General features: G+C 65.4%; 13 protein-coding genes and 1 pseudogene. 4 read left to right on the top strand and 10 right to left on the bottom strand.

What is annotated here, in order from left to right; translation table 11 throughout:
* The 3 genes and pseudogenes from ACXJL8_RS17745 to ACXJL8_RS17735 form a co-directional block, all read right to left on the bottom strand.
* Positions 1-217, bottom strand: a pseudogene (locus tag ACXJL8_RS17745) (VanZ family protein); the annotation flags it as partial.
* A gap of 77 nt (positions 218-294) precedes the next feature.
* The gene (locus ACXJL8_RS17740; protein ID WP_456685317.1) at positions 295-903 is read right to left on the bottom strand and encodes a thiamine pyrophosphate-dependent enzyme; all 609 of its coding nucleotides are present in this window, start codon (positions 901-903) and stop codon (positions 295-297) included.
* Between the two features lie 10 nt (positions 904-913).
* On the bottom strand, positions 914-1,480 hold the full coding sequence (locus tag ACXJL8_RS17735) for a thiamine pyrophosphate-binding protein (protein WP_456622255.1): 567 nt from the start codon (positions 1,478-1,480) through the stop codon (positions 914-916).
* Positions 1,481-1,765: 285 nt separating this feature from the next.
* Here ACXJL8_RS17735 and ACXJL8_RS17730 point away from each other — a divergent pair, with 285 nt between their 5' ends.
* Positions 1,766-2,815: a hydroxyacid dehydrogenase gene (locus tag ACXJL8_RS17730; RefSeq protein ID WP_456622256.1), complete on the top strand. Its 1,050-nt coding sequence runs from the start codon at positions 1,766-1,768 to the stop codon at positions 2,813-2,815.
* A gap of 117 nt (positions 2,816-2,932) precedes the next feature.
* On the top strand, positions 2,933-3,382 hold the full coding sequence (locus ACXJL8_RS17725) for a flagellar basal body rod protein FlgC (RefSeq protein WP_456622257.1): 450 nt from the start codon (positions 2,933-2,935) through the stop codon (positions 3,380-3,382).
* 52 nt (positions 3,383-3,434) lie between these two features.
* Here ACXJL8_RS17725 and ACXJL8_RS17720 read toward each other — a convergent pair whose 3' ends face one another.
* Entirely contained in the window at positions 3,435-4,376 is a 942-nt protein-coding gene (locus tag ACXJL8_RS17720; RefSeq protein WP_456622258.1) for an ornithine cyclodeaminase family protein, read from the bottom strand.
* Between the two features lie 221 nt (positions 4,377-4,597).
* Between ACXJL8_RS17720 and ACXJL8_RS17715 the strand changes: the two genes are divergently transcribed.
* A complete protein-coding gene (locus ACXJL8_RS17715) occupies positions 4,598-4,810 on the top strand; it encodes a hypothetical protein (protein WP_456622259.1) in 213 nt (70 codons plus the stop codon).
* 3 nt (positions 4,811-4,813) lie between these two features.
* On the opposite strand, the gene ACXJL8_RS17710 is transcribed toward ACXJL8_RS17715, so the two are convergent.
* The 6 genes from ACXJL8_RS17710 to ACXJL8_RS17685 form a co-directional block, all read right to left on the bottom strand.
* The gene (locus ACXJL8_RS17710; RefSeq protein ID WP_456622260.1) at positions 4,814-5,392 is read right to left on the bottom strand and encodes an N-acetyltransferase family protein; all 579 of its coding nucleotides are present in this window, start codon (positions 5,390-5,392) and stop codon (positions 4,814-4,816) included.
* Between the two features lie 6 nt (positions 5,393-5,398).
* Positions 5,399-7,756 (bottom strand): Orn/Lys/Arg family decarboxylase, encoded by a 2,358-nt coding sequence (locus tag ACXJL8_RS17705; RefSeq protein ID WP_456685316.1) that lies wholly within the window; start codon positions 7,754-7,756, stop codon positions 5,399-5,401.
* Between the two features lie 97 nt (positions 7,757-7,853).
* A complete protein-coding gene (locus tag ACXJL8_RS17700; RefSeq protein ID WP_456622262.1) occupies positions 7,854-10,061 on the bottom strand; it encodes a xanthine dehydrogenase family protein molybdopterin-binding subunit in 2,208 nt (735 codons plus the stop codon).
* A gap of 7 nt (positions 10,062-10,068) precedes the next feature.
* The gene (locus ACXJL8_RS17695; protein WP_456622263.1) at positions 10,069-11,085 is read right to left on the bottom strand and encodes an FAD binding domain-containing protein; all 1,017 of its coding nucleotides are present in this window, start codon (positions 11,083-11,085) and stop codon (positions 10,069-10,071) included.
* A complete protein-coding gene (locus ACXJL8_RS17690; protein ID WP_456622264.1) occupies positions 11,082-11,621 on the bottom strand; it encodes a (2Fe-2S)-binding protein in 540 nt (179 codons plus the stop codon). Before ACXJL8_RS17690 ends, ACXJL8_RS17695 begins: the two co-directional genes overlap by 4 nt.
* A 138-nt stretch (positions 11,622-11,759) precedes the next feature.
* Entirely contained in the window at positions 11,760-12,239 is a 480-nt protein-coding gene (locus ACXJL8_RS17685; protein WP_456622265.1) for an Lrp/AsnC family transcriptional regulator, read from the bottom strand.
* Between the two features lie 141 nt (positions 12,240-12,380).
* On the opposite strand from ACXJL8_RS17685, the gene ACXJL8_RS17680 reads away from it, so the two are divergent.
* On the top strand, positions 12,381-12,981 hold a 601-nt coding region (locus ACXJL8_RS17680; RefSeq protein ID WP_456685315.1), incomplete at its 3' end, for an alanine dehydrogenase.

Here is a 12,981-nt window from a genome sequence, read left to right as displayed (position 1 = left end):
GCTCGAGTAGGCCGATCAGGACCACCGCAACGGCTGTGGTCGCCAGGCGCCGCCGCGGATAGGCGAGGCCGAAGGCCAGTCCAACGAGGATGAAGGCGATCGCATGTTCGCCGTCCTGGCCGAGGTCGGAATGCGGCCTCAGGCCGGGCGGCCCGAGGGTCGCGAAAGTGACGGCGGCAGCGAGCAGCCAGGCAAAGGAACGAACCAAAATGGACATCCGGTCCGCATAGCACGGATTTGCAACAGGCTGTTGCGGGGCCGGGATCAGATCGCCGTGTAGTTAATGACCAAACGTTAAAGGGGTTCGCGCACGCCGAGCCCGTGCATGAAGCGCTCCCTGATCTGCACGGGATCGCGCCTTGTGGCGCCGATTCCGGGCTTGTCGTCGATGCGGACTGCGACCAGGCTCGGCTCGGACGCAGACATTGCTACGTCGACCAGGCGCTCGAAATCCTCCTCGTCCGCGGCCCAGGCGCTGTTGGCAAGRCCGGAGCCTGCGGCGATGGCGACGATGTCGGCTACGTTCGCGGCCRGTGTCGGCTGCGCGCCGGTGATCTGGTAGATGCCGTTGTCCATCACGATCATGACAAGGTTCTTCGGCGTCAAGGTCGCGATGGTCGAGAGCGCGCCGAGCTGCATCAACAGCGAGCCGTCGCCCTCGAGCGCGAAGACGCGGCGGTCGGGCTGGGCCAGCGCCACGCCGAGCGCAATCGGGAAGGCGAGGCCCATGCTGCCGAGCATGTAGAAGTTCTGCGGGCGGTGGCCGGCGGCCCAGAGGTCGAAATTGGTGTTGCCGATGCCGCCGATCACCGCCTCCTCGTGCTTGAGTTTTGCGATCAGGCGCGAGGTCACGTCGAACCGGTTCATCACCTTGGTGTTGCGCGTGTCCATATCTGAACTCATTGGGGCCGCCTCACTTGTCGAAAACCTTGCCGCCCGTGAGCAGCGGGTTGAGGATCAGCGCCACCGGAGCCTGTGTCGTGACGGCCTGCTTGATCGATCGGTCGGCGATGAATTCGAGCTCGTCGAGGCGGGTGATGGTGTGATGCTCCAGCGCCAGCGAATCCAGCACCGGGCGCATGGTGCGGCAGACCAGCGACTGGCCGTAATTGAATTCGCCGAGCGTGCCGCGCTCGGAGACGAACATGATCAGCGGGATCTGGTAGGGCACCGCGAGCGAGGCGAGCACGTTGGCGAGCGTGGCAAAGCCGGAGGTCTGCATCAGCACCGCGCCGCGCCGTCCGCCCATCCAGGCGCCCGAGACGATGCCGACCGCTTCCTCCTCGCGGGCCGTCGCAAAGGTCGTGAAGAAGGGATCGGCGTGCAGGTTCTTGATCAGGGGCGTCAGCACGCGGTCGGGAACGTAAGGCACGAGACTGATCTCGTTCCGCTTCAGGGTTTGCAGGACGATGCCGTGCCAGCTCCCGTCGCTGGACGCTTCTGTCGCCTGGGGCGAGGACTGCTGCTCCGCAATCGCCATTGCGTTCTCCCTTGGCGGCTTTCCTTGGGCCGCGCATGCTTCTTGGTCTTGAGCCTTTGATCTTGGCTTTTGATCTTGGGCCGTCGCGGCGGTCTGCCGAACTTGACGGAGCGAGCGGGATTGTCAACATGTCCCGGCCGGCACCRTGATCTGCGCCAGACGGCCTGCCGTGGCCGGCACCGCCATGTCATAAGCGGCGACAATGAAAAAGCGGGAGGGAGGCATGGGAGGGCGCGCGCCGCGCTGACCTTGCGGATCTCCCTCGAGCGAGCCGGAAGGGTCCTGATGTCCGTCAACAGCAAGCGCGTCTTCTACTCCAATTATTTGGCCAATCCGATCTATATCGACATCCTGAAGGCGCGGCCCGACGTCCGGCTCGATCGCATCGAGAACGAGAGCCCCGAAGATTTCTATGCGCCGATCATCAGCGCCGCCCATGTCTACCAGATCGGCGCGGCCCGCGACGAGCTCGCGCCGCACTTCCATGTCGATGCCGCCTTCCTGAAGCGTACGCCGAACCTGCTGCTCGTCTCCAGCAATGGCGCGGGCTTCGACCCCGTCGATGTCGAGGCCTGCACGGACGCGGGCGTGCTGGTCGTCAACCAGTCCGGCGGCAACGCCCATTCGGTCGCCGAGCATGCGCTGGCGATGATGCTGACGCTGTCCAAGCGCATCATCCAGTCCGACCGCCGCCTGCGCCGGGAGCGCGACGTCAACCGCAATGAGCTCGTCGGCAACGAGGTCGAGGGCAAGACCGTCGGCATCATCGGGCTTGGCAATGTCGGCCGCCGCATCGCCGCGCTCTGCAAGGGGCTGCTCGGCATGAAGGTGCTGGCCTACGATCCGTACCTCACGGTCGACGTGATGGCCGAGCGGGGCGGGGAGAAGGTCGAGCTCGACGAGCTCTTGCGCCGCGCCGATTTCGTCTCGATCTCCTGTCCGCTCGACAAGCGCAGCCGCGGCATGATCAGCGTGCGCGAATTTGCGCTGATGCAGCCGCACGCCTACTTCATCACCACGGCGCGCGGTTTCATCCACGACGAGGACGCACTGCTCCAGGCGCTGCGCGACAAGCGCATCGCCGGCGCCGGTCTCGACGTCTGGTCCAAGGAGCCGCCGCCGCCGGAGCATCCGCTGCTCCAGCTCGACAACGTGCTGGCGAGCCCGCACACCGCAGGCGTGACGATCGAGGCGCGCCGGAACATGGGCCGGATCGCGGCCGAGCAGGTTTTGGACACGCTCGACGGCAAGCGCCCGCCGCGCATCATCAATCCCGAGGTCTGGCCGCGCTATGCCGAGCGCTTCAAGCAGGCCTTTGGCGTGACGCCGGGGTAGGAGCGCGCGAAGTCTGATCGCGCTCCGATCGTTGGTTACAAGGATGAAAACAGAAAGCGGCGGATTTTACTGATGGCGTGAATGAACACGTATGACTTGTCCTGTAGATAAGGGTCCATGAGCATATTTTCGATTGCGACATCCGGACTTTCTGCAGCGAGTTTGCGCGTGAGCGTGGCCGCGAGCAATATCGCCAATATCAGCACGACCGGCCCGCTACCTGCATCAGGCGGATCGAGCACATCGGCCGGTGCGGGCAGTTCGGGCATTGCTCCGACGTTTCCGGCGGCCTACGTGCCGTTGCGGGTCGATCAGGTCTCCCAATCGAGCGGCTCGACGCCGGGCGGGACGGTCGCGACCGTGTCGACGGTTTCGCCGAGCTATACCGTGCAATCCGACCCGAGCGCTCCCTTCGCAAACCAGGACGGTCTGGTCGCCGCGCCCAATGTCGATCTCGTCAGCGAATTCGCTGAGCTTGCGACCGCAAAGTACAGCTTCATTGCCAATGCGAAGGTCATTGAAGCCTACTCTGAGACTGAAGACACACTCCTCGATATCAAGGCGTGATGGCCGATGCCGGCTCGTCCGCCTCTACCGGCGTGACGTCGGGGTAGCGCGTCTACCCCAGCTTTGCGCCGAGTTGCTGGAACACGGCCTCGCAGGTCATGAGGTCGAGATGGCCGCCTCCTGCGTTCTTGAAGAACGTGACATCGGACGGTGACGTTCGCCCCTGTACGCGACCGCCGGCGAGATCGTAGAGGTCGCCGAGGACATCCTTCTCGCTGATCGCACCGCTGGCGATCGGCTGCAGAATGTCGCCGACGCCATGGAAGGCGGATTCCCGCCTGTCGACGAAGACGCGCGACCGCTTTGCGGCGTCGTCATCCGCCTCGCGGGTTTGCGGCGTATAGCCGCCGACCAGGTCCAGATGCGTCCCCGGCCGCAAATTTCGTCCCTTGATCAGCGGTGCGTGCGACCGGGTGCAGGTGGTGATGATGTCAGCCTCGCGCGTCGCGGCGTCGAGGTCTGCGGTTGTTTCCGCCTTGACGCCGTCCGCCGCCAGCCGCCCGGCGAGCTCGGATGCCCGTTCCGGGCTTCGGTTCCAGATCAGTACCCGTTGCAGCGACGGCCGCACTGTTCGATGCCCCCGGACCAGCCACTCGGACATTTCGCCGGCACCGACGACAAGGAGCGTTTCGGGATTGGGGGCAGCGAGAAGTTTCGCGCCCAGCGCTGAGTCGGCGGCAGTGCGCCAGTGCGTGATCTCGGTTCCATCCATCGCCGCCAGCGGCCGTCCGTTGGTGCCGTCGAACAGCACGCATACGGCCTGCACCGCCGGCATCTTCCCTTCCGCGAGATTGGCGGGAAAGCTGGTGAACATCTTGCTCGCCATGTAGCGGCCGGGATCGACCGCGCTGCGGATGACGTATTGCCCCGTCTCGCTGCCGAGGAAGGCGTCAAGAACCTCCATCTTCGGCCGGCGATGCGCTTCTTCCAGGGCGGCAATGAGGATCGGGAATGTCAGGACCTTCGTAACGTCGGTGTCGGAGACAAAGTGCAAGGCAAAATCCTCGTTGGCGAAGGCCGGCGCCGGCCTCAATTTCTGGTTCTGGGGGCAAGCCTTGGGCCGCCTCCGAAACCCGCATTTCCGCTTAAACGCCCACAACGGGTTCCGCAACGAATCTTCCGCCGGGCTCATCGACTTTGATCCGCGTCAAAATCTCCTTTCCCCGTCCCGGCTAAATGGGACTAGAGTGCCGGCGGAGCAGCAGGGAGGTCCCCATGTCAACTTATGTCGTCAAGTTCATGAAGGACGTGCTCGGCCAGTACGGCCGGGAGATCGAGGTCTGCCAGGGCGCGATCGAGATCGACGCCGCCGACGAGGACGAAGCCAGGGAACGCGCGAAGGCCAAGTTCTGCAAGGACCAGGCGTTGCACCACTGGTCGCTGCATGCCGACCGTATCCAGATCAGACCGGCCGATTTTCCGTCCTGAGGCCTAGCGGCCGGGTGCCATCGCCGGCGGCGGCGCGGTTGTGCCTGCGCCGAGCGAGCGCTGCACCATGACGGTGTCGGACCAGCGGCCGTGGCGATAGGCGACACCGCACAGCAGGCCGGCGCGCGCGAAGCCGAACTTCTCGTGCAGCGCCAGTGAGGGCGCATTGTCGGCATCGATGTAGCCGATCATCTGGCGGAAGCCGGCCGCGGCACAAGTGTCGATCAATTCCTGGAGCAGCAGCCGTCCGATCCCGCGGCCGAGATGCTCCTGATGGACATAGATCGAGTGCTTGGCCGTGTAGCGATAGGCCGGGCGCTTGCGGAACAGCACCGCATAGGCATAGCCGACGACCTCGCCGCGAAAAGTCGCGACCAGATGCGGCAGGCGGGTCTGCTTCAGATTCTTGCGCCGGTCACGCAGATCGTCGGGCTCCGGCGCGCCGGTTCCCTCGACATCGCGTGGCACCCCATTGCGGACGTGATGGCGGTAGATCGCCAGCATCGCTTCGATATCGCTTTCGCGTGAGGGCCGGACCAGGACCGGCTCGTCATCCGCGCGGATTGCGGCTGTTTCGTTCATCGGCACCTACTCGGTAACGACGTAAGTGTAGAGGCCGATGCGGCCGGTCGCATCGATCTCCTTGTAGACGCCCTGGATTTCGACATCGAAGCCCGGAAACGTATTGAAGCAGGTCTCGAACATCTTGAGATAATCGACCATGGGCTTCGCCCGTTCCGTCAGCCGCTCGCCGGGAACAATGGTGGCGATGCCGGGCGGATAGACCACGAAGGGCGTGGTGGCGATGCGGCCCGCGATCGCCTCGATCGGCAAATAGTCGACGTCGTTCTTGAACAGATAGCGCGCGGCATCACGGGGCGACATCGCAATCTCAGGCATGTGCTCGGGCATGAATTGCCGGGCCTGCAGCGCGCTGACGTCGGCGGCGCGGAAGAAGCGGTGCATCTCGCCGCAGAGGTCGCRGAGCCGCACGCCGGCATAGCGCGCCTGCCGCCGCTGATAGAATTCCGGAATCGCGTCGGCCAGCAGCGCATTGTCGTCGTGCAATCTCTTGAACGCCACGAGGCCGGAGATCAGCGTGCCGGCCTTGCTCGCCTCGACGCCGGGCGTGAGCAGGAAGAGCAGCGAGTTGAGGTCGTTCTTCTCGGGCACGATGCGGTTTTCGCGCAGATATTGCGCGACCACAGGGGCGGGGATGCCGTGCTCGGCATAGGCGCCGGTGGTGCGGTCGAAGCCGGGTGTGAGCAGCGTCAGTTTGTTCGGATCGGTCATGGCAAAGCCTTCCGCGAGGCCGGGAAAGCCATGCCAGGTGCTGTCGGGCGAGAGCTGCCACAGGGCGGGATTGGTGGCGAGCTCGTCGGTGGAGAGCGTTTCCCAGGCGACGTTGTGCGCAGCGCCGGGGCGGCTGACGTCGGGAATCGCGACGCGATCGGGAACGAACGGCTCGAAGAACCAGCGGCGGTCCGGATTCTGTTCCTTCTCCTCGAACTCCCGGCGCATCGCCCGGATTTTCTTGCGCAGCTCGATGCCGAGGCGGATCGTGTCGTCCCACAGCACCTCGCCGGAGCGGCCCTTCATCATCTGCGCGCCGACGTCGAGCGAGGCGAACAGCGGATAGAATGGCGACGTGGATGCGTGCTGCATAAAACTCTCGTTGAAGCGGCGGTGCTCGACGCGCCGCTTCTGGCCGCGGATGTGACGGTCCTTGATGTGGATCTGGGAGGCCTGCGAGAAACTCGCGAGCTGCTTATGCGTCGACTGCGTCGCAATGATGCCCGGCGCTTCCGGGGGGAGGTTCGCGAGGCCCATGGCGAAGCGGCCGGCATAGAGCGGGTGGAATTTCATGAAGCCGGCCCAGGCCTCGTCGAACAGGATGTACTCGCAGAGATGGCCGATGCGCTTCAAAATCATCTCGGCGCTGTGGATCGAACCGTCATAGGTGCACTGCTCGACCACGGCGACGCGGAACGGCCGCTCCTTGCGCCAGGCCTCCTTGTCCTCGACCAGCGGATGATTGCGGATCGCCTCGCGCAAGGCTTTCTCGTCGAGCGCGTCCCAGCGCATCGGGCCGATCAGGCCCCAGGCGTTGCGGATGGTCGGCACATAGATCGGGATGCCGCCATTGATCATCAGCGCGCCGTGATGGGCGGCCTTGTGGTTGTTGCGGTCGAACAGCACGAGATCGCCGTCGGTGACGAGCGCGCCGAGCGCGACCTTGTTCGAGGTCGAGGTGCCGTTGAGCACGAAATAGGTCTTCTCCGCGCCGAAGATCGCCGCTGCTTCCTTCTGCGCCTTCAGCGCCGGGCCCTCATGAGTGAGGAGGTCGCCGAGGTCGAGCACGGAATTGTCGAGATCGTCGCGGAACACGGATTCGCCGAGATGCTCGACGAAGACGCGGCCGATCGGGCTGCGGTTGTAGAACACGCCGCCATTGTGACCGGGGCAGGTCCAGAGCTGGTTGCCTTCCTCGGCATAGTCGACCAGCGCGCCGAAGAACGGCGTCTTCAGTGTCTCGGCATATTGCTTCAGCCGGCTGATCAGGTTCTTGGCGATGAAGGTCGGCGTCTCCTCGGACAGGAAGACATAGCCGTCGATGAAATCGAGCACCTCGACCGGCAGATCCTCGAACCGCTTGCGCCGGATCAGCAGGATGATCGGGAAGTCGAGGCCGCGGCGCCGCATCAGATTGATCAGCGCCGAGGTCTTGCCCTCCAGGCCCTTCTTGCCCCAGTCCACCACCATGCAGCCGATAGCGGCGTCGGTCTGCACCGCCATCTCGGCGTCCTCAAGCTTGCGGGCCCGGACCACCTCGAAGCCGGAGCGCTGGATCTCCTCGATGATCTGGTTGAAGCGGACGCCCTCGAGGTCGTCGGCGTCGAACACAGGTGCGGCGAACAGGAAGTTGAAGCGCTTGAAATAGTCCATGTCGTGTCCCGAATCTACAGAGACTGGCAGGTCTCTGCACTTTCGATGACAGTTATATGACAGCCGCCCGATCCAGCGGGGATCGGGTAACGGGAGATCAGTCCAGCAACTTGTCCAGCGTGATCGGGAAGCGCCGGATGCGCTTGCCGGTGGCGTGATAGACCGCGTTCGCGATCGCCGCAGGCACGCCGACGATGCCGATTTCGCCAATGCCCTTGACGCCCAGCTTGTTGATCCGGTCGTCGGGTTCGTCGACGAAGATGACGTCGATGTCGTGAATGTCGGCATTCACGGGAATGTGGTACTCGGCGATGTTCGCGTTCATGATCCGGCCGAAGCGGTGATCCATCACCGTCTCCTCGTGCAGCGCCATTCCGATGCCCCAGACCACGCCGCCCATGATCTGGCTGCGGCCGGTCTTGGTATTGATGATCCGGCCGGCTGCGACGGCGCTCACGACACGCGCGACGCGGATGACGCCCAGTTCTTCGTCAACCTTGACCTCGGCGAAGACCGCCGAATGGGTGTTGCGCGCGTGCGACTTGTCCTCCGAGAAATGATTGAGCTTCTCTTTCTCGATCCGCTCGAGCTTGCCGTGACGCATCGCGTCGGCGATCGAGACGGCACGAGCCTTGTCGGCGGCCCTGGCGATCGTGCCATCGACAAGGATCACATCGGGCGCATCGACGCCGCCGAGGGGCGAGGCGGGCATCGCCTTGGCGAGCCGTGCGAGCTCCTGGCGAATGTCGTCGGCCGCGCCCAGCACGGCGTGCGCGGCCGACGCCGCCATCCAGGAACCGCCTTCGACAGGGGCCTGCGGCAAGGCCGAGTCGGCAAGCTTCACGTCGATATTCTCGATCGGCAGCCCGAGGGCGTCGGCGGCCACCTGTGCCACGATGGTGTAGGTGCCGGTGCCGATATCAGACGCGGCGCAGGACACCTCGGCATGGCCGTTCGACGTCAGCACGATACGCACCGCGACCGGCATCTGCAGCGCYTCCCACACGCCCGTCGCCATGCCCCAGCCGACCAGCTCCTTGCCGTCGCGCATGGAGCGCGGCGCAGGATTGCGCCGGCTCCAGCCGAAGGCCTCCGCGCCGCGTGCGTAGCATTCGCGCAGTTGCTTGCTGGTGTAGGGCAGGTCTTCACTCTGGTCGCGGTCCGAATAGCACTTCAGCCGCAGCTCGACGGGATCGAGCTTGAGCGCGACGGCCAGCTCGTCCATGGCGCATTCGAGCGCGCAGACGCCGGAAGCGGCCCCTGGCGCGCGCATGTCGCAGGGGGTGGAGACGTCGAGGCGGACGAGCTTGTGCGCGAGGCGCGTGTTCGGGCTTCGGTAGAGCTGGTCGGCCCAGCCGGCGTCGTTGCGCGAGAAATCCTCGTAGCGTGAGGTGATGGCGGTGGCCTCGTGCGTGACGGCGTCGAGCGTGCCGTCGGACTTCGCGCCGAGCCCGATGCGTTCGATGGTCGCCGGCCTGTACCCGAGTCCATACATCTGCTGCCGCGTCAGCACGACGCGAACGGACCGCTTCAGCGCGAGCGCACCAAGCGTTGCCAGCACCACCTGATATTGCGGCCGCAAGCCTGAACCGAAGGCGCCGCCGACATAGGGCGAGACCACGCGGATATCATCCGGCTTCTTGTCGAAGACGCCGCAGAGAAACTTTTGGACGTTCTGGACGCCCTGCGTCTTGTCGTAGACCGTGAGCCTGCCGTCCCCGTTCCAGACCGCCGTGGTCGCGAACAGCTCCATCGGGTTGTGATGCTCGGTCGGAATGAAATAGTCCGCTTCGTGCCGCACGGCAGCCCCGGCAAGCGCCGCTGGAGCATCACCGCGCGGCTTGTGCGGCTTCTCCACCTCGGCGGCCTTGCTGCGCTCGGCTTCGAGATCGGTCGCAAACGCCTGGTCCTCCTGGTATTCGACGCGCACCAGGGTCGCGGCGAATTTTGCGGTTTCCCAATTCTCGGCCACGACCAGTGCGATCGGCTGGCCGTTGAACTTGATCGTGTCGTCATACAGTGGACGGAAAGGCGAGCCTTGCTCGGGCGCCACCTCGTCCTTCCAGGCCTCGTCGTTGTCTGCGAGTGGCGGGCGGTTGGCATGCGTGAACACGTCGAGCACACCCTTCACCTTCAGCGCCTCGGCGGGGTCGAGGCGGGCAATGCGCCCGCTTGGAATGGTGGAAGCGACGACGAAACCATGGACGAGGCCGTCGGCCGGAAATTCGCCGGCATATTTGGCGGCGCCGGTGACCTTGGCCCGGCCGTCGACGCGGGACGTTGGTGTTCCGACATAGGCGTTCATCGGTCCCTCACGCGATCTTCTTGTGAGCCTGGGATTGCGGCGTGGCGCTCGCGGCCTGCGTCAGCGTCCGCACGATGGCGCGGCGCGCGAGCTCGATCTTGAAGCCGTTATGCGACCGGGCCGTTGCTCCCTGCAGCAGGAGATTGGCAGCGCGCGAGAAATGCTCCGGCGTCGCGGCCTGGCCGCGCAGCGCCGCTTCGGCTTCGCGGCTGCGCCAGGGCTTGTGAGCCACGCCGCCAAGCGCCACGCGTGCTTCGCTGATCGCGTTGCCCTCCATCTCGAGCGCAGCTGCAACCGAGACCAGGGCGAAGGCATAGGACAGCCGGTCGCGGATCTTCAGATAGCTGTAGTTCTCGGCAAAACCGCGTGGCGGCAGTTCGATCGCCGTGATGATTTCGCCGGGGCCGAGATTGGTATCGACGTGAGGCGTGTCGCCGGGAAGTCGATGGAAATCGGTCAGGGCGATGGTGCGCTCGCCGGAGCGGCCCGCGATGTGCACAAGCGCGCCGAGCGCGGCCAGCGCCACGCTCATGTCGGACGGGTTGGTCGCGATGCAGGCGGCGCTCGTGCCCAGGATCGCATGATTGCGGTTGAGGCCGTCGATCGCCGAGCAGCCGCTGCCGGGAGTTCGCTTGTTGCACGGCGTCGCGGTGTCATAGAAGTAGGCGCAACGCGTTCGCTGCATCAGATTGCCGCCGACCGAGGCCATGTTACGCAACTGCGCCGAGGCACCCGCCAGGATGGCGCTTGCGAGCAGGGGATAGCGCTGCTCGATCAACGGATGGTAGGCGAGGTCCGAATTCGGCACCAAGGCACCGATGCGCAGGCCGCCGTCGCCCGTCTCCTCGACCTTGCGCAGCGGCAGGCGGGAAATGTCGATCAGGCGGGAGGGGCGCTCGACATTCTCCTTCATCAGGTCGATCAGGTTGGTCCCGCCGGCAATTAGTTTAGCTCCGGGATCGGCGGCCAGCAGCCGGATCGCGTCGGCAACGTCGGTGGCGCGGGAGTACTGGAAGTTGTTCATGGCCGGCCCATTGCCTGCTGGATGGCGGCGACGATGTTCGGATAGGCGCCGCAGCGGCAGAGATTTCCACTCATCAGTTCCCGGATCTCGTCGGCGTCGCCGGCGCGGCCTTCGGCCAAGAGGCCGGCCGCCGAACATATCTGGCCCGATGTGCAATAGCCGCACTGGAAGGCGTCGTGATCGATGAAGGCCTGTTGCAGGGGATGCAGCGTGCCGTCGCTGGCGAGGCCTTCGACGGTCGTGATCTCGGCGCCGTCCTTCATGACGGCCAGCGTCAGGCAGGAATTGACGCGGCGGCCATCCACCAGCACGGTGCAGGCGCCGCATTGGCCGTGATCGCAGCCCTTCTTGGTGCCGGTCAGCCCGAGATGGTCACGCAAGGCATCCAGGAGCGTGGTCCAGGGCACCAGGTCGAGCGTGCGCCTGACGCCATTGACGACGAGATCGATCGGAATGCGTTCGGCGATCTGATGCGTGGCATCGGCCGAGTCTTGGGCCAAGTCTTGGGCCGTGTCTTGGGCCGTGTCTTGGGCCATGTCTTATTCCTTGCGACGGAGCCGGGCGGAGAGGTCAGGCGTGCTGACGCGAGGGCGTGTCGCCTCTGCTGGCCAATAGCGCCCAACTGACGACCGCTCGCTTGGTTCCCGACGGGCTCTACTGTCCCCGGACTGCGGTCAGCGCTTCGCCTCGCCGAACACCACGGTCGGCACGGCGCGGTTGACGATCTCGCGCAGCGCGAAGCTCGATTGCACCCGCGCCACGCGCGGCAGGCGCGACAGTTCGGTGCGGTGGATGCGCTCGAAGTCCTGGATGTCGCGGGCGAGCACGATCAGGATGTAGTCGTCGGTGCCCGACATCAGGAAGCAGCGCACCACGGAGGGGCACTTCACCACCTCCACCTCGAACGCCTTCAGCGCCTCGTCGCTCTGGCTCTCCAGCGCGATGCGCACCAGCACCGTCGTGGTGAGGCCGAACTGCCTGAGGTCGAGCGCGGCCTGGTAGGCCTGGATGTAGCCGTCGTCCTCCAGCGCCTTTTGCCGCCGCGCCAGCGCCGTGCTGGACAAGCCGACCTTGTTGGCAAGCTCGGTGTGGCTGGCCCGTGCATTGGTCGTGAGTTCCGCAAGGATGGCGAGATCTTTCCGGTCGAGGGCCAAGGTTTCGTTTCCAGCGTGAAAGGGCGTTTGCGCGCCCGAAACCGGCGCGGGGAGGCCGAACCTAGCGGATATTTGCACGAAACCAAACCTCACCCGTCGCTACCATGACGTTGTGAATCGGAACGTTGGAAGGAGCCCGGGATGCGCGTCGGTGTGCCCAAGGAAATCAAGGTGCAGGAATATCGCGTCGGGCTCACCCCGGGCGCCGTCCGCGAATATGTTGCGGCCGGGCACCAGGTGACGGTCGAGACCGGCGCCGGCAGCGGCATCGGCGCCTCCGATGAGGTCTATCGGCGCGCAGGGGCCGCGATCGCCGGGACCGCCCGCGACGTCTTCGCCAACTGCGAGATGATCGTGAAGGTGAAGGAGCCGCAGCGCAGCGAATGGGCTCAGCTTCGCGAAAGCCAGATCCTGTTCACCTATCTCCATCTCGCGCCGGATCCCGAACAGGCCAAGGGCTTGCTCGCCTCCGGTTGCACCGCGATCGCCTATGAAACCGTCACCGACGCGGACGGTCACCTCCCCCTGCTGGCGCCGATGAGCGAAGTCGCCGGCCGCCTCGCCATCGAGGCCGCCGGCGCCGCGCTCAAGCGGTCGGCCGGCGGCCGCGGCTTGCTTCTGGGCGGCGTGCCCGGCGTGCAGCCGGCGCGCGTGGTCGTGCTCGGCGGCGGCGTGGTGGGAACCCAGGCCGCGCGCATGGCGGCGGGCCTTGGCGCCGAAGTCACGGTGATCGACCGCTCGA

It is taken from the genome of Bradyrhizobium sp. P5_C11_2 (assembly GCF_054049755.1).
This window is presented reverse-complemented; position numbering and strand designations above follow the sequence as displayed.